This window comes from Ferruginibacter sp. (assembly GCF_014377975.1).
Classification (GTDB): Bacteria; Bacteroidota; Bacteroidia; order Chitinophagales; family Chitinophagaceae; genus Ferruginibacter.
Window position 1 is genome coordinate 25,755 of sequence record NZ_JACMOO010000145.1, and the last position, 24,232, is coordinate 49,986.

Genomic DNA, 24,232 nt, shown 5'->3' on the forward strand with positions numbered 1-24,232 from the left:
AACAATATTTATTAAATAGTAAACATTTTTATATGCCTGAATATAAACATCCGGGAGTGTATATTGAAGAAATTCCACACTTGCCGCCATCCATTGCATCTGCTGAAACTGCGATTCCCTGTTTTATAGGATACACTGAAAAAGCCCAATGGAAGAAGCCTGCGGATTTACACAACAAACCCTGGCGCATTGAATCTATGCTGGAATACGAGCAGTATTTTGGTAACCCCGATTCCGAAAAAACAAGCCTGTCAGTTATATTAACAGCAGTAAATAACATAACAACGGTAACAGCTGCTGTTGAGGAAACCAAGCGATCAAAATTCCTGATGAATTATTCGCTGCAGATGTTTTTTGCAAACGGCGGCGGCCCTTGCTGGATAGTATCTGTGGGTGATTATGCATCAAATGGCGGTGCGGTTGCAATGAAAGATCTTAGTGGTGATGACACACTTGGAACCGGTGGATTAATTGAAGCTGCAAAAGTTAATGAAATAACATTATTGATTTTCCCTGATTCAACAAATATTGATAATGCAGTTGATTATTATACCCTCCATGACAAGGCAATAACACAATGTGTAAAATTGCAGGACAGGTTTGTTATACTGGATGTATACCATACTGCAGCAAATGCAGAAGTATGGCTAAAGGATATTAAAGATGATCCTAACAGTTTGCGAGATCTTTTAGCTCCCCCCAATGCCAGTGATCTTAAGTATGCAGCTGCGTATTTTCCTAAAGTTTATACAGGCCTGGATTTTTATTATCAAGCTGGTGTACCGTCTGTTGATAATGATGCCACCATACCAGTAACAGGCGGGGCCGCCGACGTAAAAACGCTTGCGGATCTGAAATCGAAAAACAACGCACAATATTTTCAGGCAAAATCTGCCATTATAAATTTAGAAATGCTGATGCCTGTTGCGGCTACCATGGCGGGTATATTCGCACAAGTTGATAATGCACGTGGTGTATGGAAAGCGCCGGCCAATGTAAATATTTTAGGTGCTATTCGCCCGCAGTATTTAATTAATAACACGGAACAGGACGATTTGAATGTTGATCCCGTAGCCGGGAAATCTGTAAATATTATCCGCTCGTTCCAGGGCCGCGGTCCCGCTATTGTTTGGGGTGCACGCACACTTGCCGGTAATGACAATGAATGGCGTTATATTTCTGTGAGAAGGTTTTTTATTATGGTTGAAGAATCAGTCAACAACGCCACCCAGCAATTTGTATTTGAACCCAATGACGAAAATACATGGGTACGCATAAAGTCAATGATTCAAAACTACCTGACAGAAAGATGGAAAGAAGGTGCATTAATGGGCGCATCAGTTAAAGAAGCTTTTTTTGTGCATGTGGGCCTCAATCTTACAATGAGCGAACAGGATATTTTGGAAGGAAGACTGATCATCCAGGTTGGACTGGCAGTGGTAAGGCCTGCAGAATTTATCATACTACGGTTTATGCATAAACTGCTTTCAGAATCTTAATTTATTTACTTCTTAATAAATAAAATATGGCAACGCCCAATAATAAAAATATCCCGGATTGTACTGAAAGGGATAATGAAACACAGCAAAAAATAAATGCTGTTAAAAAAATTTATTGTAAAAATTTAGAAACAGCCGAAAATGAAATAGGCACCCTCAGGATAGGATATGACGCCAACGAAAAAATTTATAAAAGCAAGGAACGAAGGTATCTTTCTACAAGGGATAACTACCAGCGATATATTAATACCGAAATAAGTATGGGGTCGCAACTGGTGCAGTCCAACGAAAGAATTAAGGCCAGTGTAGCCAGTTACAAAGCCTGGGACGATTCTCTTGCAGCACAGCTCACAACAGTTTTTAAAGGGGTAAAAGATCTTAAATCCAAAATGACCGATCTACGGGAAGCCGCTAACAAACTTGAGCATTCAAAAAAGGACAGTTGCAGTGTATCACAATGGCTGATCATTACCGGAAAAGGCGAAAGTAAAGAAGAGGGCAAGCAAACGCAGGGGTCTGATTCTGAAGGTTGCAAAGACATCGATAAAGTTATAGAATTAGTGTTTGATATGCCCAAGGCTTTGCTATCAGATATTGATTCTGTATTTAAAGCTTCCTCTGACGTAATAGGCATTCAAAAATTTTGTAACACTGGCAGCCTGGTAGTAATACATGAAACGTTATACAACACCGCACAGGAATTTGATAAGTTATTACTGGCCACCATTACACAAAGAAAAGGCGACCTGGATACACGCCAACAGGAATTAAAAGATGCATTGACAAAAAGAACTGGAAGTGTAATGGACCTATACAGTCAACGTTGCACCTACGCCGGTATTTATACAACACTTAATAAAATTTGTTGCCCCAAATGTGGTTGCGTAAGCGGAGATAAGGATAATTGCAAGCCGAGGCTGGAAGAGTGTGCTACTGAAATTTGTGAAATATGCGGCGAGGTGAAATATGCATTTATTAAAGAGCAGGCGCCTGCAGCTTCCACACCGGCACCTTAAATAAATTTGTTTAATAATTAAAAAAAAATGTATGCTTATACTTAAATACGACCTGGGAGAAGTGCTTGAATGCGAACCCAAAATAAGAGAGTGTTGTGAAAAGGAAATAAAACCACCGGATGGCAACAAAGGAAGCGGAGATTGCTGTTATGATGAATGGACAGCTGAGTATAAGGAGATTGATGCCAGATATAAAAAGGCTGACAAAACTGTCACGTATCTCACAGAGCGACTTAGCCATCTTACAGCACAAAGAGACATGTGGAAAATATGGAAAGATGAAATGGACAAAGCCTGCGATTATTCAAAGAAAATTTGCCGCCAGCTTGAAATTGTATTGCACCACAATGCAAGAATCAGTCAAAACGAATTTCTTACCAAACGGGCAATTAATTTATTGTTTTGCATGCTCCGGGATTTTTTTATGCAAATTGATTTATTAAAGAAGAAATATGACAGCATGGCTAACTGTATAAAATGCCTGAACAATCCGGCATTGGTTTCTGGTCAGGGCATTATGGTACTTATTGAAGATTATGGAAAAAAACTTGACGCCGTTATTCAAACGAGAGATGCTTTGATTGAAGCAATCATTATGGCCATTGGCATCATCAACAACATTAATAAAAATGTTGGTCATCCCAGTCATCATTTCGGGTTGAATATGGTTTTAAAGGAATGGAAAAAGGCATTCAATTGTGATGGAAAAAATCAGGAGGAGTCCGAAGAAAAGCGTAAGCCCGAATTTGGAATGGAAGGCTATCAAAGAAATACACCCGAGGGTGAGTTTGAAGATACCGGGCTGGAACCCATGTTTAAATTTCCTATTTGCGATAGCCGGTACTACAAAAAGATTGAAGGTAAGTACTCGGAAGATACGGAAGATTTTAACGAATTATCAAAATGGCTTTTAAACGAAACCAAGCATCGCGACAATCTTAAAGCTTTGCGGGACGGGCTTAATTCCGTTATAAGCGACCCTAATGTTGATCCTTCAAAAAGATGTGCTAAATAAATATTCATCATCAATTCAAAAAAATAATTTATGGCAGACGATCCAAAAAAAAACTATCCCCTTCCAAAATTTCATTTCCAGTTGGAATGGGGTGGTACAAGAGTTGGCTTTACGGAGGTTTCAGGTCTTGATTTTGAAACCCAGGTAATTGAATACCGGGAAGGCAGTAATCCTGCGTATCATAAAAGTAAGCAGCCTGGTCTTACCAAGTACACCGACATTGTTCTTAAGAGGGGAACTTTTCAGGGCGATTTTGAATACTTCGAGCTTTGGAAAAAAACATTCATGTTCCAGGAAGGCAAAGAAAAGTTCAGGCGTGATGTAAACATCAAGCTGCTGGATGAAGAGCATAAGCCCATCATCACCTGGTCGCTTTCAAAAGCATGGCCCTCAAAAATTCAGTCCACTGATTTAAAAGCTGATGGCAATGAAGTGGCGATAGAAACGATGACGCTGGTACATGAAGGATTAATTATTGTTGAAGCAAAATAACAGGTTATGGCCAATTCAGCTTACCAGGCAGTTAATTTTCATTTCAGTGTTGACTTCAGCATTGGCAGTAAGGATATTGATGTAAGGTTTCAATCCGTTAGCGGCCTCGATTCTTCCGTCGAAACGGAAACTGTAAAAGAAGGGGGCGAAAACAGATTTGAGCATGTAATACCGGTACGCAGAAAATATGGTCCGCTTTTATTAAAGAGAGGTATCTTAAAGCCTGCAGATTCTGCTTTAACAAGGTGGCTTCAGGATGCATTTGAGCATGAAATTATTAAACCCATTCCTTCAGTAACCATTAAACTTCTTAATGAAGATCACTCCAGTTCTTTGCTTTACTGGACGGTAACAAATGTATGGCCCCGAAGCTGGAAGCTGGGCGAATTGAATGCTGAACAAGGCAACATTTTAATAGAAACGCTGGAGTTAAATTATAACATCCTGGTTACTGATAGTGCTGCCCAATCTAGAAAAGTGGAGTCAGCCACGGTTGCCGGTCAGAAATAATTTTATACTGTTAATAATTTAAGAAAATAATATGCCCATAGAAATTCGTGAACTGGTAATTAGAGCAACTGTTACACAGGAGGCTGATTCGGCAAAAGGAATGGCAGGTGCCGCAGCCTCAGGTAATAATAATGTGTCCGCTTCTGAAGAAATTATTAATACTTGTATCGAAAAAGTAATGGGCATTTTAAAAGAAAAATATGAGCGGTAGCCTTCATAAACTGGTGATTCATTGCTTTACGGATAAAGACTTTAAAGATGAGGTAAAAAATGCCGTGTTTACGGCACCAATCAATCCTGAATCATTTACAAAAAATGTAAAGGTAGAGCTTGAAACAAGGAGTGCTACCGGTAGCGCAGGAAAAGATCCAAAATTTAAAGGAAAAGGCACTGACGAACTAAAGCTTGATTTTATATTGGATGGTACCGGTACTATGGAAGGTTATTTTGGCAAAAAAGATACTTCGGTAAGTAAGGCGCTGGCAGACTTTTTAAAGTGCGTTAATGACTACGATGGAAAAATCCACCGCCCGAGATTTTTAATCATTTTTTGGGGATCAGAAATAAAATTTTCCTGCGTAGTTTCTAATATTGATATCAACCATACGCTGTTTGATCCAAAGGGTTTTCCACTGAGAGTAAAAATCAGCGCCACCTTTGTTGGATACAATTCGCCCAAGGCAGAATTTGCACTTAATCACATCAGTTCACCTGATTTAACCCACTATAAAACAGTTACGGCTTCAGACAGGCTCGACTTACTAACCTATAAAATATACAACGATTCGAAATATTTTTTGCAGGTAGCAAAAACAAATAATTTAAGCTCTATAAGAAATTTAAAACCCGGGATTAATATTTCGTTTCCACCTTTTAATAAAAATGAAAATAATGGCTGATACGCTTGTTCCCAACAATTCACTGCATGATGTTGCCAGTTACGATATTTCAGTAGAAGGCAAAACTGTTAATCCTTCCTTCCAGTTGCTTTCCCTTTCTGTAACAAAAGAGAGCAATAAAATCCCTGTAGCAAAGATGGTTTTCCGGGATGGAGAAGCAGCAGAAAAAAGCTTTTCTGTAAGTAACGCCGATGCTTTTGTACCGGGCAAAAAAGTGGTAATAAAGATTGGCAGAGATGCCGCCAATGATAGGGTATTTAGTGGAATTATAACGATGCACGCCATAAAAGTACGGCAAAACGGCAACAGCGAATTACACATTGAATGCCGCGACGAGGCAGTACGGATGACGATTGGCAGGCACAGCAAATATTATCAACAGCTTACCGATTCAGATCTTTTTAGCCAGTTAATTTTAAATTATGGATTAACGGCAGATATAGAAAAAACCAGTCTTTCACATAAAGAAATTGTGCAGCATCATATTTCCGACTGGGATTTTTTACTGCTTCGTGCCGAGGCTAATGGCATGCTGGTAAATGTAAGTGAAGGAACTGTAAAAATATCTAAACCTTTAACCAGCGCCAGTCCGGTGTTGCAGGTTACATTTGGTGCCTCTGTACTGGAGTTTGAAGCAGAGATGGATGTTCTTAACCAATGGCAAAGCGTAAAGGCCGCTTCCTGGGATTATAAAACCCAACAACTTTTTACAGCCGACAGCAGCTCAGCAAATTTTTCTGAACCAGGCAATATTTCCGGCAACCAGCTTGCTAAAGAAATAAAGGTAGATTATGAGATGCACCACAGCGGTCACCTGCTTGAGCAGGAATTGCAAACCTGGGCAGATGGAGCATTCATGCGAAGCCGGTTGGCTAAAATAAGAGGACGGGCAAAAGTTGAAGGATTTTCAGGAATCAAACCGGGGGATATGGTAAAAATTGATGGCATTAGCAGCCGTTTTAATGGCAATGCTTATGTAACAGCGATCAGGCATGATGTAGGTAAAGGCACCTGGGAAACACAGGTGCAATTTGGTTTACATCCTGAATATCATGTGCAGTTACACCAGGATATTCAGGATGTGCCTAATGCGGGCCTAGTAGGTGCAATTAATGGTTTGCAAATTGGAGTGGTGGTACAGTTGCAATCTGATCCTGATGGAGAAGACCGCATATTAGTAAAAATTCCAACGATTGATAAAGATGCACAGGGCATCTGGACAAGGGTTGCCACGCTTGACGCCGGAGCAAACCGAGGATCTTTTTTTTTACCCGAAATTGGCGACGAAGTAATCGTAGGATTTATCAACGACGATCCCCGCCATGCAGTAATGATAGGCATGTTACATAGCAGCAACAAGCCTGCCCCACTCACTGCCCAGGATGCAAACAATAAAAAGGGATTTACCACCCGCAGCCAAATGCATGTAAGTTTTGATGATGATAAAAAGATAATTGTGATAGATACGCCGGCAGGCAACAGTATTACACTAGATGAAAACGCAACCAAAATTGAAATCAAAGATCAAAACAATAACAAAATAACTATGGATACTTTGGGCATAAAGATAGAGAGCCCAAAGAATATTGAATTAAAAGCAGGCGTAAATCTAACCATTTCAGCAGCTGCTTCCTTATCCATCAGTGCTGCTTCTTTATCGGTAAAGGCAGATGCTGATGTAAGTATGCAGGGAGCTACAGCAAAAATTTCATCGCAGGGAATTACCGAGGTAACCGGTTCTATTGTAAAAATTAATTAATCAAATTTTGTACAGATAAAAAAATATACACCAGCGAATTACTGCTATTATTTAGGAGTAAAAAATGGAAAAATTTATGAATGGACCTGACATAAATCGAAATAAAATATTTCATAAAATTTAAACACCACTATCACTTATGCCTTTTGCCGCAAGAATAACGGATATGCATACTTGCCCATTGTTGAATGGCCTTATACCTCATGTAGGTGGTCCTGTAATTGGCCCATGTGTGCCAATGGTATTAATTGGCAGTTTGCCTGCGGCGGTTGTTGGCGATATGCTGGTATGCGTGGGGCCGCCGGACAGTATTGTAAAAGGATCTGCAACAGTGATGATTGGGGGAAAACCTGCAGCCAGGCAGGGAGATTTAACAGCGCACGGAGGGGTAATTGTGGCTGGTTGCCCTACAGTTTTAATTGGAGGATAAAAATAAAAAAATGATGCAGCAAAATATTGATTTTTTAGGAACAGGCTGGGCTTTTCCACCTGAATTTGATCAAGTTACAAAACAGGTCAAACTGGTTTCTGATATTAAAGACATTGAGGAAAGCCTGAATATACTGTTATCGACCAGCCTGGGGGAAAGAGTGATGCAACCTCAGTATGGTTGTAATATGGCCGATTTTATATTTGAAGAGTTGAGCAGTACAGTAATAGGCTATATAAAAGACAGGGTGCAAAACGCCATCATATTTTACGAGTCAAGAATATTGCTTGAGCAGGTAGATGTAACACCGGACGATTCTCCGGAATTGCTGCAGGGGCGCTTTACCATTAGCATTACCTATTCTGTTCCTGAAACAAATTCCAGATTTAATTATGTGTATGATTATTACGGAAATGAGGCGTTGAAGCCGCTGTAAAAATATTCAGCATATTTTATTAACCATTCAGTAAGCCGCTTAGAATTATATGTTTGATTGTAAAAACCTTGTACATCCTTTTCAAAATGATCCCGGCTGCAGCCAGTTACAGCGGGTAATGGATAATTTATTAAATAGTGCTGCTAAAATTGATAACCGCACTCTGGCCGAGCTGCTTAATTTTTTCAAAGAGCTGTCTGCACATATAAAATACGCTTATGTAACAGGCAATGAAAATATAATGGAGGAAGATAACTGGGAAAGCTTTTTCAAAAACAGCATTCCGTTTGTTATGGCAGCAGCTGCTAAAAATGAAAGTGCATTGTTACAGGATAAATTTCAGCTGTACCGCTATATTTTTAATAAAAAGCCCACAGTAAAAGGATTACAGTTATTACTGAATTTTTGTTATTACAATACCATTTATAAAATAACAGGCTTTTATAATTCAGTAGATAAAACCGGGCTTCCGGTTGCGGCATTTTTGGAGCAATTAGGTAAAAATAAATTACGCCTGCCTGTAACAGCTTTTATAAAAGCGGCCTGCAGTGCTGTTAATATTTTAGGCATTACGGCAATAGATTTTAGTGAACAATTATCCTTAAATGGATTATGGAAAATTAATGATATCATTTTAGTGGCAGGCGACGACACTATTAACAATATCGACACCGGCAATCACCAGGTTTTGCTGGCAATAAGTGAAGTGATTAATAATTCAATGGCAGACCTGATACAGGCAATGGATACTATTTCAACTGCTGCTGGCGCAGGTATTCAACAAAGTCTTATCAGTTTAAACGATGATTTAAATCAAAAGCATACGCCGCATCTTGCCCTGTTGTTTACTTTTCTAAATACATTTACACAACTGCAAAATGATTTGAATGGTTTTGCAAAAAAGCATCTTGATTTTTTTTACCAACAGGTATTGCAACTAAAACCCAGTGAAGTACAGCCAGATAAAATACACCTGATATTTGAACTCCAAAAACAATTAAAGCAATATGCATTAAAGAAAGGATTGCTGGTAAAAGCCGATAAGGATAAAAATAATATAGAAATTGATTTTGCCCTAAATGATGATATTGTAGTAAACAAAACTCAGGTGGCAGATGTACGCACTTTGTTTTTGAACAATGAAACTATATATAATACTTCTTTTGTGGAAGGGCTTTATATTGCGCCCAGTGCAGGAACTGCAGATGGCATTGACAAAGACTTTAGCAGTGATCCTAAAAATTATCCTACGCTCGGTGGAAAGTACAGTAAATACACAGCGCCTGGAAGAAAATCGCCACAGCTATATCCCAATGCCCGTATGGGTTTTGTACTTGCTTCGCCGGTGTTGTTATTGAATGAAGGGGAAAGAAGCATTACTATTGCTTTAACCTGTAAATTAAATGAAGCCATTTGCGATGAGAAATCAGCGGCCAAAATTATATCCGGTAGCAACTGCTGCGCCAACGAAAAAATAGTTGCTTCATCGGTTACAAACAATACTTTAAAATTTATTGATGCTAAAACTTTGTTTGCTGAAGTAGGGCTCGCTATCAAAGAAACCTATATTATCGTAAACGAAGCTTTGCTGGCAACTGCAATAAAAATAGGATTAGATATAGATTCAGCAGATTCTATCAGGCAGGAATTTTTAAAAGATATAACTCGTCATTCCTTTTGTTGCACAAATAAAGATTTTTATAATGAAGAAGCGGTAATTACCAAAGATGTGTGGTTGAATTTCCTTGCCTCAAAAAAGCAGGACGGCCTTATTTTTAGCCAGGGACAGCAAAGTTTTCTTAATCAGGTTTTTAAACCGTTAAAATCTTTATCAGTTTTATTTAGCGGAGAAAAAAACTGGATTGATCCCACCGCCGGGCTTGATGAATTGACAAAGCCATTTAATCTTTCAGATTTTTTTGACATTAATTTTTCGGAAATAAGCAATTCGGGAACATTTAATATCACTGTTTTCGCAAAATTAAATGCAGATAAACCTGCACTTACATTTTTTAATAAGGATATTTTAAAAGAAGACCTTGGCACAACGCTACCCCTGGCAAAAATTTTATTAAACGACGAGGTAAAGCTGTCGCTCGAAAAAATTATTGAAGCAGACCAAGATGATATTTGCTGTTTAAATAAAAAACAGCATATCGCAGGAAGGTTACTTTCACTCTATAATTTTTTCAGGAATGTGGTGGTTACAGACAGTAATATAAATGTGAAGGTTTGCGGCCTTAAAAATTTCATTGTGCAAAATGATGAAAGTGTACAGGATGTAAATGGTCCAGTTTATCCTTTTGGCACAAGGCCTGCTATAGTTGATTTTGATGCTGTTAATTCTAATAAAAATTCAGGTGATAAAACCGGCGCTGCAGTTATAAAAAAAGAAGCGGAAGCAAGTACTCCTGTAAAAATAGACATGAACCTAACAGGCCCCAATTTTTATATAGGCAGTCAGGAAATATTCTCAAAAAACTGGACACAGCTTTGTGTAAAGCTTAACTGGAAAGATAAGCCTGCAAATTTTAATGAACATTATAAAGCCTATCTCAAAAGATTTAACTACCATGACTGCACTGACCTCGAAAATCCGAAAGACGATAAAGAAGTGTTCGGACTGAATGAGTGTGATTTTGAAGTTAACCTTGCATTGCTAAATGTAGGTAAATGGCAAAAAGATAAGTCTAAAAAAACAAAAGAAAATAAAGTAACAAAGGATCTTAATAGAAAACTCTTTTCGCAGGAAACCTGCGCCATGCCTTGTAAACAGGATGATGCCTTTAAATATTCTTTTTTTATAGAGCCGGCAGATTTTGGGGCTGCAGGTGACTATAGCGATGCGTTAACAGGTTTAAAAAAATACGACATCTCCGCAAGAAAAGGATTTCTGCGATTTACGTTAGAAAATCAGGACTTTCTGCATAAGGATTATGCCTTTGTTTTGGGACGTCAAATGATGGCATTGGGAAGATTCCCAGACACAATTCTTGAAAATGCGGTATATGCAGGAAGTGGAGATACAGTGATCATCTATAAAAATATCGGAAATGCTATTTTATCATTTCAAGAGCTGGTTAAAAATACGAATACAGCGGCTAAAAATGCCGATGACGTAGCACAAAAATTAAGTAACGATTACGGGGATGCTATTAAAGATGATGGAGACGATGATGGAAGCGGAAGTATTAACGACGAAGAAAAGGATAAACTTACACCGCAAATATTAGAAAATGCAAAATTAACGGGTATTACCGCTGAAGAAGCAACCTATACAGATTCACAATTAAAAACACTGGATAAAATACTAGCGCTTTTTGACAACGAAGGTAAACCGATAAAGGAACTTTCTGTATTAATTCCAAACGAACCCTGGACGCCCGTTATAAGTAATATAGCACTTGATTACGCGGCCAGTGCTTCTGGCAATGATATTACGCTCATTCACCTGTATCCATTTAAGAACACATATAACCTAGCGCAAATTTCTCTTCAGCCTAGCCTGTTTCCCACCTTGTGCGATGAGGGAAGTTTGTTTATTGGTTTAACAGACCTGCTGCCAGGCAGTAAAGTAAATATGTTGTTTCAATTGGCAGAAGCTACTTCAGATACGGAGTTTGACCCGGAAATTATTTCCTGGAAATATTTATACAACAATCAATGGTTTGCGCTACGCCAGGGCTTTGAAATATTGAGAGATAGTACAGGAAGTTTAACAACGTCAGGCATTGTTGAATTTTCCTTTCCCGATAATATGTCTGATAATAACAGTGTGATGCCGGCGGGATATTACTGGATAAAGGCATCCGTTCCTAAAAACAGCAGGGCTTTAAGCGAAACCATCTGCATTGCAACGCAGGCAGTGGAAGCTAGTTTTTTAATAAATCCTGAAAATGATATGCAAAGGCTTTCGAACCCGCTCAATGCAACATCTGTTTCAAAACTTAAAGTTGCTGATGCCAATATAAAACAAGTATCACAGCCTTATCCCTCTTATAGTGGCAGGGAGCTGGAAGCCACTGGCCATTACTATACAAGGGTAAGTGAGTTGCTTCGCCACAAAGGTAGGGCCATTCAAAAATTCGATTACGAGCGCATGGTGCTGGAGGCATTTCCGCAGGTGTATAAAGCTAAGTGCATCAATCACAGTTTCTTTTTAAATGCACACCAGTACGACAACGATTTTCCTGCGGCGCCTGGTTATATTATGCTGGCAGTAATTCCGGATCTTACTAAACTTTTGGCCGGTAAATCTTTTCAACCAAAACTTCCAGAAGGGATAATAGAAAAAATTCAAGCCTGGTTTGTTACCCGTATTTCTCCCTTTGTAAAAATAAGGGCAGTAAATCCCCGCTACGAAAATGTACATATCTGTTTGTCTGTTATCCTCAATAAAGGATACGACAGAGGCTTTTATAAAAATAAACTGGAACAGGACACCAGGGAATTTTTAGCTCCCTGGGCAGTAGGTGTGTTTGAAAAATTAAGGTTTGGTCAATGCGTAAATAAGTCTGACCTGGTTTATTTTTTAGAAACAAGGGATTATGTAGACTACATAACAAAGCTGGAACTGCGCAGTGATTACGAAACCTTGCCGGTATCTGAAATTTGTCCGCATACTCCGCGATCTATTTTATTTGCAGGTGAAATACAAATATGTATCGAAGAAGATTTAAAAGAAAGTTTTGGAATTGCTGATTGTAACGATGTAATAACCATATTGGATAACCCTGCACCATTTATAACCGTACCCGTATAGAAATGAATTATGCCAGATCAGTCAACAAATAGCACAGTAATTAACAGAACCAACTCCGGCTTTCCCGATTACCTGGATTTTGATGCATTGCGTACAAGCTCAATTCAATATTTAAGCAGCTTAACAGGTAAGCTTTGGACAGATTATAATGTACACGATCCTGGAATAACCATACTGGAAGTTTTACTTTATGCATTGCTTGATCTTGGCTATCGGACCAACCTGCCTGCTATAGATATTTTTACAAAAAATCCTGCTGATTTATCCTGTGAAAATAATTTTTTTACACCTGCTGAAATATTAACCTGCAACCCTTTAACGGTTACTGATTTTAGAAAATTATTGATTGATATTGACGGTGTAAAAAATGCCTGGCTTAAGGTGGCTGAAGATATTTCGCTCACAAATATTTGTGAGCCTCACTCGACGGATGTAGGGAACGTTACGGCTTCTGGCGACAGTACAGCCAATCCATGCAAGAATTTTATCAATGGTCTATATCATATAAAACTGCAATTGGAAGATGCGCCCGTAAGGTTGCGGGAAGATGTAATTCAAGATGTAAAAAAAGCACTCTTATCTCACCGCAATCTTTGCGAAGACTTTATTGATATCTCTGTTTTATGCAGCCTGCCTGTTGGGATATGTGCCGATATAGCCCTTGATGCAAATGCAGATGCGGCAGAAGTTTATAGAGATATTGTGGTGGCTTTACAGGTTTTCTTTTCACCTTCACCAATTTTTTATACACTCCGGCAACTACTTCAAAAAAATAAGAAAATCGATGAAATATTTGCCGGCCGGCCTTATAATCATTATAACAGTCAAGGTTTTGTAGACACCAGTGAATTTGAAGCGATCACATTAAAAGAAGAGATTCATCTTTCCGATGTTTACAATATCATTTTAGGTGTGCCGGGTGTTGCTACTGTGCGCAAGCTAAAGCTAACCAGGGACGGCGTGCACTTTTCAGATAAGTGGTTGTTTACAATTCCTGCTGATTATGTAACTATTTTTTCAACTTTGATTTCATCATTACAATTTTCTATAAATGGAATCACAGTTCCTGTAAATTTTCAGCAGAACAATTTATCGTTAAAATTCCATTCAGTAAATACAAGTAAACTTCAACAACCAACCCAAAACCTTAATCTGGCAATTCCACAAGGCAGCTATCACAATGATCTGGCTGCATATTATTCTATCCAAAATGAATTTCCGCTTGTTTATGGAATTGGTGAAGGCGGCGTTCCCGATTCTGCGCCAGCAAAACGCAGGGCTCAGGCTTTACAATTAAAAGGGTACTTACTTTTCTTTGATCAACTACTGTCGAATTATCTCTCGCAATTGGGTAATATCCGGGAAATATTTTCTTTTCAGTTTCCACCGTCAAAAAGTGCACCACACACTTATTTTTCAAGTGAACTTACCACAGTTCCCGGCCTACAGCAACTTTACCAAAATGTTGCAGATAAACATGGCAAGAGCAATGCAGGAGTAAACGGCACTGTTATTGGCTGGCCGGTTAACAAACAGTATTTTGAAGCGATGATCAGGACGAGTTCTTTCAGCAGCAGCGACGTGAACAAACTGCAGCAACAATATTCAGCTGGTTCCGCGGATCAATATAATATTACTACTGCCCTGCTACAGGAAGATTTCAAGAATGAACTGTTTAAAATATCAGACATTGTAACAACAGCTGACGGTTATGCTTTATTTTATATCGAAACTTCCAGTGATGACACCCTTGTTACCGGAGAATTATTTTTAAAAGATAAAGATGCAGCCAATCCTCTTCAACTTCAAAATGCACGCAATCAATTAAAGCTGTTAACAAATATTGCCACCCTTGCAGACAGTTATAGTATTTTGTCGTCGTTTAATTTTACTATCGCTCTCAATCTGCATCAGTACGTTGATTATTTATCTCAAATTGTGGAGGATAAAAATTTATACCGCAACAGGCGGGAGAATTTTTTAGATCATTTGCTTGCACGTTTTGCAGAACAGTTTACAGACTTTGCAATGCTGTCTTTCAACTTTTCTAATAAAGAACTGCTTGCAGAAGTGAACATTAAAAATAAAGAAAATTTTTTATCACAATATCCTACGTTAAGCAGTAACCGTGGTAAGGCATCTGACTATCGTGATAGTAATAAAAATGAGATATCTGGTTTTGAGAAAAGGTTCAGGGCCTATACAGGAATTGACGGCAGCACCGACACCAGTCTATGCAATTTTGAAGTGATTGCTTACGATAGTACCTATTCAGTGCAGTTAATATTAGCCGATGAAGTTTTATTTAATACGGCAGTAATTTACGAAGGATCAGAAAATGCACAGCAAGGATTGCAGGCTATTTTTTCATCACTTCCAGATGCACATAATTACCAGGTGGAGTATATTGCTCACCAGGAAAAGTACCAATTACAGCTTTTTTTTAATGGAAATGAAAAGGCATATTATCCCGGGCTGTTTAATGATGAAAAGTCTGCAGCTGAGCTGGCAGGCAACTTACAGAAAATTTCAGTGCCTGGGTTCAATGACGAAACAATTGTTGAATCAGGTTATGTTTTCCGTCTGCAGCTAACAGACAGCAAAGGCAACATTATCCGGCTTTCTGAAAATTCATTCAACACGGAAGAAGAAGCCTATGCGTCGGCCGTTGCATATTTGCGCACACCCAATGATATTGCAAAATGGCAGATTATTTTACCCGAAGAAAATCCCTCTGGAAAATTCTGCAGCAATGATAAAAAGAAGCCTGCTAAATTGGTTGATATTGATGCTTTTAACATCGATTTGAATAATAATATTGTTGGCCAGCCTGATAAATTTAGTTTTGAATTATTAGACAATAGCCATGCGTTTAAATTTAAATCATTAAAGGAATTCAGCTCGGAGAAGCAGGCAAAATCAAATGCATACCAGGTGCTGATGCTGATGGTTGACAAGAAAAACTTTCAGTTTACCAATGATAAAAAGAAAAAAATATTTATCGTAAGCAATGGACAACCGGTGGCTGAGTGCTTAAATAAAATAGAAAATACAATTAAGGGCGAAGAGTTTATTGATAAAGTGTGGAGCATTGTAAATAATCATTACTACCTGTTGTCTGTACCTGCTTTTGCCAACAAATGGAAGATCCGTTATCAATTGGGATTTGAAACCGATCGTATTCTGTTATTTGAAAGCGATGAGGAATTTGACTCTTTTAAAAATGCAAAAACTGCTGCTCAACAATTTATTGATTCATTGCAGACCGTTCAGCTGGAAATTATCAATTTAAAATATTCCCTTAAAAATGCAGGCAATACCATCGGCACTTTAACCTGCATACATGTGGGTGCTGGTGTAGAAGCAATGCCAGAAGATGAAAAATTAAGTAAAGCAAAACAATTACTTGAACTAAACAAAGAAATTCAACGGCGGTTATGCGTTGATGCAAACGAACCTTTTACAAATGGGATAGAAATTGATGCATTAAGCCATACAGGCCCTTATGTTTACCGGTTGGTTGATAACGATAATCTGCTTGCTCAACACAACGTTGCAATAGGTAATGACAGTAAAGCCATCGTAAAACAATTGTATACCAATTCGCTTGCCGGTTATACAGTACTGGATATATGCCTTGGAGGCGATATATCGGAACCTTGCCAGGATGAGAAATCAAAGACAGTGCTATACCGGTATGTAGTTAGGTGTCACAACCAGTTTAAGCCGTTTAAAACCGATAGCATTTTATTTAAAAGCGTTGCAACTTATAATACTGCTATGGAAGCCGAAGTTGCCTTTAATGATATTTACCTTGAAATTTTAAAAAAAGCGATGGTCGCAGATAATTATGGTGCCGGTAAATATATTAGCCTGGATGAACCATCGTTAATGACCGGCGACTTTGATAAAAAAAGTCCAGTAGAAGTTTTTGTACCATCAGATACGCAGGCGTTGGTGCAGGAAACAGGGCGGGAACTTATAAAAACAATGACAGAAACTGTAAAAACATATCCAGTAAAAATCCTGGAAGCATGTAGTGACGAATATAAAAATTTGTTTCCGGGGAAAGCCGGTGACTGCCCTTCAACGGCAGCGGATAATTGTATAAATACGCCGGCGCGAAGCCTTTATTATTTTTCGTTGTACAACGTAAATTCAGGTTCGTATGATTGGCAAAGCGTAAATATTTATAATACTGCGCAGGATGCAAGACAGGCATTTTATTTTTTCAGGATGTTACTTAAATACAAAGGGAATTATTTCATTGACAATTTATCTGATGACGGCGCCGCCATTTTTATAAGGGAAGTGTTGGCTGAAAGCAAAGCAAGATTTAAAGATGAAACCGCAGCCTGGGGAACTGCGGGTGTTGAGAAATTCATTTGTATTGCGCAGGCGTCCGGTACTTTTCACGGAGGGGTAAATAGTAATAACTCCAGTTATACTTTTAATGTTGGTTGCGATACTGCAAATGCTGTGCATCCCTGCAAATACGAATCAGCAACTAAAAGAGATGAAGTACTTGAAAAGCTTTTTGCAGCCTTTAAAAATTTTGATACAACCCGGTTGTTTAAAATTATAAATGAAGAAGAAAGGGAATTGTTGTATGGGATAGATGGTAAGCCTATCGCAATTCTATACAAATATGATGAAACTAATAATACTGATTGTGAAAGAATATTAGATCTACTGCAACGAGCCGGTAATTACAATAATTATGATGTAGAGGATAGCAAATTAATTATTAAGAATGGAGATAAAAAAATTGCTGAAGTGGTGGATGAAAATGCAACAAAGGCATCCTGGAAAAAGGAGCTATTAATGCTTGCCTGGTATTTTCCCATACAACCAGTTAATGGTAAATTTTATATACAAATAAGGTTACCCGGATTCAATACGCCTGACAATATAGAAAATAGAAATTCTGATGGCTGCATTATTCCTGCAAAAAACAGCTGTGATGATTGTTACCTGGCATGGCAAAGCTATTGTGGTTATGAGGATTGTAGTACAGCAATGTCAAAATACGAAATGATCAATGGGCTATTGGCAGACTATACCAATTACCAGCCTTACTTTGGGCCCGATTGTTATTCATTTGGCATAGCACTGTTGCAGCCTGCTGACATTGTTGCCTTTTGCCCGCAGCAGTATGAGTATTTTGAAACCATGTTTGATGCATTGGAACGCAGTAAAAAAATCATTAACAGGGAAGGTGTGTTTTTGATTGAACATATTTTACTTCGGCCCCGTACACAAAATGATGGCGGTTGCAAATATATAAGGCCGGGTAGCTTTTTCACTCAAACAAAATGCTCAGGTTTAACTTGGAAAGATGATGTGTTTGTAAAGGGTATTGAGCAGGAATCGGACGTTTGTTTTACACCGGGCGAAGATCCGTTTTCATTTATTGCCACCGTTGCATTGCCTGCCTGGCCAGAGCGTTTTCGAAAAAAAGAAAATCGTGATTTACTTGAAATGATTTTGCAAAGAGAAGCACCTGCGCATATTTTATTACGCATTCTTTGGCTCACACCTTTTGATACAAGTCGCTTTGAAAAACCATATAAGGTATGGAAATTTAATTTGTTGCAAAACAATACTGCACACAATACTGCAGCAATTAATTTGATGGAGGTTTTATTCCGGTACAAATTAGATACATTAAGCGACTGCGTTGATTGTTTGCCCTGCAGCGGGGCAGCAACCTCATTACCTTGCGTGGATGATACAAATGATCAAATTAAAAAAAGTGAAGGCATAGATTGGTGGTTAAATGAAATCAATGATCTATTTCAATGGAACAAAGAAGCAATACTTTCAGCAGGTAATAACCTGCTACCTGTAGCTGCTGATGTGCCTGTAGTTTTAGCACCGCCCTTAGCAATTAATAAAGACCAGGTACGCTTTATTAATGCCAGGTTGCAAGTGTATAAAGATAATATTGCAGGTTTGTTTGCTAACTCGAATGAGAATGAATTAGCAGGCAGGGCTAATTATATTTTTGGAGAGAAAAATCTGCCTGATAAAATAAATGAGTTGCTTGCTGCCCTGACAAATAATGATATTTCAGAAGCGGCATCTTTAAATCTATTTCAAAAAGATGAGTTGATAAAAAACCTGCTAGAATATTATCTCGATGGTATTTTCTTTCAGGAAAATACCATCGCAGGCATTGATCTTATTACAGCGGGATTAAATAGCCTGCGGCAAAATAATTTTAACCTGCAAAAATTATTTGACGACTGGAATCCGGCAAAAAATTCCAGCTATCCATTTGAAGCAGATACAGATGAAGTAAGAAAAATAATTTTAAAGGAAAATACATGAGGCACGTCATAAAAAAACAGTTGATTGAATTAAACGTGAATGCAGGATTAGATGCTTTTCGCATGCAGCATTTAATAAGCAATCATTACAATCATAAAATATTGCCTGCCATCGAATCGATATTCAATGAATATTGCCGGGAAGATGAGGTATTAAAACTAGATAAGCTTGAAATAGATTTAGGTGAAATACCTGTAACAGAGATGGAGGAAATTTATTTGAGTGAAAACGTTGTGCTTAAATTTAAAACCAAACTTCGTGAAAAGCTAGCTTTAGTTTCGGCGGGTACAACTGTAGCCCGTGAATCGAAGGAAATGAACAATTGCAGGCAGTGGATCGCTTATATGCAAACCGGTTATTTACCCTGGAACACATTGGAAATAAATGAGGTGTGGCATCAACAGGTGTTGGAAACGCTGGCAACTGACTTTGCCATTATCACATTGCTTCGCAACCTGATATTAAATAATTCTTTCGCCCGTCATCGCATTGCTTTGCAGTACCCGGACGCTTTTTTAACGAAGCTTGTGGAAATAATAACCGCTAAAAATCAACAGCAATTACCTGACATAGCAGCTGAATTAAATACCATAATAAACGTTTTAAATAAATATGTGAAGCCACCAATGTATGGACGCATCGCATTAATAAAGGAAATTTGGCAACAGGTTTTGTTTGCTGCAGCAAATGATCCTGGTAATTTTTCTATAGAAACATTTGTCTCAAAATTCTTGCAGATATATACAGCATCATTACCCGTTGAAACCTTTAGTCAAAAAGACCTGCTATCGCAGGTAACATTGTTGCAGCCTGCATTAAATACTTTATTTAAAGAGAAAACTCCAATTCATTTCATAAAAAATTTGTCAACTGATAGTGATGACATATCTCAAAAAGAAAATATCCCGGTAATTGAGAAAGAAAAAATATTTACGGAGGATACTAACGAGGTTGGTATAAATGAGCCTGAAAAAAAAATCGATGGGAATTTAAAGAATGAAGCAAACAATACAAAAGAAGGAAAAATATCTGCTAAAATACAACCAAGCCAAAATAAACTTTCTGTAGATAAAGAAACTGACGTACATGCTCCACTTGCTGAAAGAATCAGGGATAAAACCGGTGAGGATAAAATAAATATTGAGCGAACAGGACTTACATTTGAACAGGTAAATGATAAGCAATCAATCAAATCTCCGGTTAAATCCGAAGCAACTTTTTCAGGTAATAAGTCAACTGAAGAACACATCGGCAATAAGCCACTAAATGAACTAATTCCTGACGACGGTATCTTCATCAGTCATGCAGGTATTGTACTCTCACACCCTTTCTTAATTCATTTATTTGGCCGGCTTCATTGGCTGCACAACAAAAAGTTTGTTGATGAGGAAAAAAGGGAAAAGGCTGTTTTTCTTTTACACTATCTCGCCAGCGGACAACTCAATGCTGTTGAACACTCACTGGTACTTTATAAAATACTGTGTGCGTATCCCTTAGAAATGCCGATGCCGGTCGAGGTGATATTTACTGAAGAAGAACTTACCGAAGCAACAGATATGCTGACAGCTTTGATACTGCAATGGAGCAAATTACAAAATACTTCTATCGAAGGTTTAAGGGATGGTTTCTTACAACGCAAGGGTAAACTTTTTATAAAAAATACCGAGGCGGTTGTGCAGGTGGAAACCAGTGCAATCGATGTGCTGCTCGACTATCTGCCCTGGAATTTAAGCCTGATAAAACTTCCCTGGATGAAAGAAAAATTAAGGATTGAATGGAGATAAAAAATAAAATATGAATCCAGAAAATATTAATCGAATAATAGCTTTACTATTTCGGAATTTTTAAGAGTTGTTTTTAAATATTGGTTTGAATACAGGGGGTGGTATGCAAAGAGCTTAGGACAATGCGGTATTGTACCTGCAAAAATGATTTTGCTTAATAGAAAAATGCCACAATTTTCTGAAAAAGCCACTGTAACTTATTAAAGTCTGTAAAAAATGACCGAAGAAATACCGGAGTAGTTTTTACAGATGGCGTTTCCAGCTTTGCAAAAACAAGAAATAAATATTATAAAGTTCAACGAAATATTCAAAATGATTTATAGGGAATACGTGTAGACAGAGACGTAAAATAACTTGAGGATAAGAAGATTTCAGGATACTGTTACATGCATGAGAAGAACTAGGAGAGATGATTTGATGTCAAAAAAAAGGAATTAATTTTTTAACAGAATAATTAATATTTCAGAATGAAAAGATGAAAACTGCAGAATCAAAACCTGCAGCAAAGCAGGCCGCAAAAACTGAACAACCTTTTTTTAGGAAAGGCGGCGGCATGTTTGTGAATGAAACTGCTAATGAACATGGCTCATTTTTCTCTTCGGGGCGTAACTCGTTTTCACATATTCAGCATAAGCCTATACAGGCTAAATTAACCATTGGCAGGCCGAACGATAAGTACGAACAGGAAGCTGATCACGTTGCAGATAAAGTTGTACAGCGTTGGAGTAAAAACGATGCAGCTCCGTCTTATATTAATACAGGAATTCAGTCAAAAACGGTGCAATCTAAACCGGTTGTGCCAATAGCTACTGTTAGCCCAATGGTACAAGCCAGGTGCGCAAGTTGTGATCAGGAAGAAAAGTTGCAGAAGAAAGAAGAAGAGCATGAAGCGGAAGCAATGCACGGTAAGTTGCAGAAGAAACCCATTTTTGAAAGTAATGCCAGGGCAGAAGACCAGGTACAGCGCAGATGTGCAGGCGGCGAAGCCGAAGAATCTTTACAAAAAAAAGCGAACAGCAGTTCGGCACAAACAGCGTCACCTTCCGTAGAAAGCAGTTTAAGTTCGTATAAAGGAAGCGGTAGCTCTTTGCCCGCAAGTACACGTACACAAATGGAGTCTTCTATAGGCGCAGATTTTTCTGGTGTAAAAATTCACAATGATTCCGGCGCAGCACAACTGAGCAATGATTTAAATGCGCAGGCATTTACGCACGGAAATGATATTTATTTTAACTCAGGTAAATATGATACCAGTTCCACCGAAGGAAAACATTTGCTGGCGCACGAACTTACGCATACCGTGCAGCAGGGTGCAAGTATGTATAGAAAAGAAAACCAAGCGCAAACTAATACATCAATACAAAAAAAGGCCCCGGCTGCGGTACCGTCTGCACCAGTGAGTTCGGAAGTAGTTGACATCTCTAAAGGAACATTTAGCCCTTCTGATAATGTAAAAAAAGAAATTGAGGATAAACAAAGCAGGGAAGGACTCGATGTACGTATAAAAGCCGGCGCATTTGCAGAAGAAGGTATTATTAAAGTTGCGAAGAAAGGAGAATCGTATCATTCTGTAAAACAGGCCTACTTGCAACTTAAAAATCCATGGTTGCAAAAAATTAATGCACTGGCTTTGCGCATTGACATAAAAAACAATATTGTTACAGGCTTGGTAACAATAAAAGGAAGAGGATCGGATGTTTCAGGATGGCTTGCAGAAATTAAAAAAGCTGAATCAGAAATTGGAATGGGATTTCATTTTTCAGATAAAATTCCTTTACAGAATAATATTACCAATAAGCTTGAAAATGGAACATTGTCACTTGGCTTTAAAGACTTCACTATAATAATTGGTGGCTTTTTCGAATTAAACCTGAACTTGGCGCTGGAGAATATGAATACGCCAGTGTTTGATGGTTCTGCAACTGTAACACTGAAAGGTGCAGAAGGTAAGGTAAATGTTGATAATAAATATAAAGGCAAGCTGGGTGGTTCAGGAAGTTTAACTATAACCGGTTTTAAAGGTTTTAGTGGTTCGGTTGAAGTAAAATATGATGCGGAAACAGGAGCAACTGATGCACATGGAAAGGCTGAATACAGTGGTGATAAACTTTCCGGCTCTATTGATTTAATTGCAACTGACGAACTAACGGCTAAAAATTTTACAAAAGATGCTATTAAGGCCGCTGGCGGAAAAGATAAAATTCAGGATGCGTCTGCACCTGCACCAGTGCCAGCACCAACCGGTGATAAAAAGCGTGCACTTGCTGGCGCAGGACAATTACAATTCAACCTCACCACCTGGTTTGCCGGAACAGTTAACGTTGTTGTTGATGCAGAAGGACATATTACAGTGATTGGAAAGATTGCGCCACCTGCGGAAATAACGCTTTTCAAACAAAAAGACTGGGATAAAGAATTACTCAAATTCGAAGCAAAGGCTTATTACGGCATACCGGTAGTAGGCAATCTCAACCTGTTTGCAAACATAAGTTTACATGCAATTGCAAAGCTTGGACCAGCTAAGATTTGTAATATAGAAATTCTCGGCACTTATTCTACTGATCCTGAAGTGCAGAAAAATATCCAGATTGCAGGTTCAATAAATATATCTGGTTATGCCGGTCTTCGCTTACGTGCAGAGGGTGGAGCAGGCATAGAAATATTGAGTCATGACCTAAAGTTTGGTGTAGGAATACAGGCAGATATTGGTGTGCAGGCATATGCGGATGCACGTCCAACAATTGGCTGGCGTGATCCTGGTGAATTTTATATAAGCGGTACACTTGAAATGGTGGCTCAGCCGATGCTTGGCTTGGGTGGCGATTTCTTTATACAGATAGAAACACCATGGTGGTCGCCGCTGTCAGATAAAAAATGGACATGGCCACTGTTTGCCAAACAATGGCCGCTCACAGATCCGATTGGTATTAATGCCACGCTCAAAGATTATGTATTGGGCTCGGGCAATGCACCAGAAATTGAATTTAAAAAGCCCGAGTTTGATGCATCCAAGTTTATGACGAATATGGTGGATGATAACCTGCCGGATAAAAGTGGCGGTGTAGGTGGAGGTAAAGGAGAATTTAAAGATGATGGTTCTGCAAAGAAACCAGATGTAGCAGATAAAAAGCCAAAGAAACAACCAGAGGGCAAACCAGCCGCTCCGGGCAAAAAAGATGCGCCTGGAAAACCAGCTAAGGCAAAACCAGATCCTAAAGCTGCAGCCGAAGCAGGCAATATATTTAAGGCCGCTGGCAGCCAGTTAACAAAAATTAAAGATCCTGTTTCAAAAGCAGA

General features: G+C 38.5%; 14 protein-coding genes. All 14 read left to right on the forward strand.

The features are described from left to right. The first annotated feature begins 32 nt into the window (after positions 1–32). Positions 33–1,499 carry a phage tail sheath C-terminal domain-containing protein gene (locus H7254_RS08640; RefSeq protein ID WP_301932589.1) on the forward strand — a complete coding sequence of 489 codons (1,467 nt, stop codon included), beginning with the start codon at positions 33–35 and terminating at the stop codon, positions 1,497–1,499. A 26-nt stretch (positions 1,500–1,525) separates the two neighbouring features. Further along, positions 1,526–2,515 carry a hypothetical protein gene (locus H7254_RS08645; RefSeq protein ID WP_301932590.1) on the forward strand — a complete coding sequence of 330 codons (990 nt, stop codon included), beginning with the start codon at positions 1,526–1,528 and terminating at the stop codon, positions 2,513–2,515. 31 nt (positions 2,516–2,546) lie between these two features. Beyond that, positions 2,547–3,530 (forward strand): hypothetical protein, encoded by a 984-nt coding sequence (locus H7254_RS08650; RefSeq protein ID WP_301932591.1) that lies wholly within the window; start codon positions 2,547–2,549, stop codon positions 3,528–3,530. A gap of 30 nt (positions 3,531–3,560) precedes the next feature. Then, complete coding sequence (locus H7254_RS08655; RefSeq protein ID WP_301932592.1) at positions 3,561–4,022, forward strand: phage tail protein; 462 nt, start codon at positions 3,561–3,563, stop codon at positions 4,020–4,022. A 6-nt stretch (positions 4,023–4,028) separates the two neighbouring features. Continuing rightward, positions 4,029–4,532: a phage tail protein gene (locus H7254_RS08660; RefSeq protein WP_301932593.1), complete on the forward strand. Its 504-nt coding sequence runs from the start codon at positions 4,029–4,031 to the stop codon at positions 4,530–4,532. A 31-nt stretch (positions 4,533–4,563) separates the two neighbouring features. After that, entirely contained in the window at positions 4,564–4,743 is a 180-nt protein-coding gene (locus H7254_RS08665) for a DUF5908 family protein (protein ID WP_301932594.1), read from the forward strand. Beyond that, a complete protein-coding gene (locus H7254_RS08670; RefSeq protein ID WP_301932595.1) occupies positions 4,733–5,431 on the forward strand; it encodes a hypothetical protein in 699 nt (232 codons plus the stop codon). Before H7254_RS08665 ends, H7254_RS08670 begins: the two co-directional genes overlap by 11 nt. Continuing rightward, complete coding sequence (gene vgrG, locus H7254_RS08675; protein ID WP_301932596.1) at positions 5,424–7,190, forward strand: type VI secretion system tip protein VgrG; 1,767 nt, start codon at positions 5,424–5,426, stop codon at positions 7,188–7,190. Before H7254_RS08670 ends, vgrG begins: the two co-directional genes overlap by 8 nt. A 166-nt stretch (positions 7,191–7,356) precedes the next feature. After that, positions 7,357–7,620, forward strand: coding sequence for a PAAR domain-containing protein (locus H7254_RS08680; RefSeq protein WP_301932597.1), 264 nt, complete (start codon positions 7,357–7,359; stop codon positions 7,618–7,620). Between the two features lie 10 nt (positions 7,621–7,630). After that, the gene (locus H7254_RS08685) at positions 7,631–8,056 is read left to right on the forward strand and encodes a GPW/gp25 family protein (protein WP_301932598.1); all 426 of its coding nucleotides are present in this window, start codon (positions 7,631–7,633) and stop codon (positions 8,054–8,056) included. A 49-nt stretch (positions 8,057–8,105) separates the two neighbouring features. Continuing rightward, positions 8,106–12,818: a hypothetical protein gene (locus H7254_RS08690; RefSeq protein WP_301932599.1), complete on the forward strand. Its 4,713-nt coding sequence runs from the start codon at positions 8,106–8,108 to the stop codon at positions 12,816–12,818. A gap of 9 nt (positions 12,819–12,827) precedes the next feature. Next, positions 12,828–19,151, forward strand: a complete 6,324-nt coding sequence (locus tag H7254_RS08695; protein WP_301932600.1) for a hypothetical protein — start codon at positions 12,828–12,830, stop codon at positions 19,149–19,151. Then, entirely contained in the window at positions 19,148–20,935 is a 1,788-nt protein-coding gene (locus H7254_RS08700) for a contractile injection system tape measure protein (protein ID WP_301932601.1), read from the forward strand. Before H7254_RS08695 ends, H7254_RS08700 begins: the two co-directional genes overlap by 4 nt. A 475-nt stretch (positions 20,936–21,410) precedes the next feature. Next, positions 21,411–24,232 (forward strand): DUF4157 domain-containing protein (locus H7254_RS08705; RefSeq protein ID WP_301932602.1); only part of this gene is annotated, 2,822 nt, incomplete at its 3' end.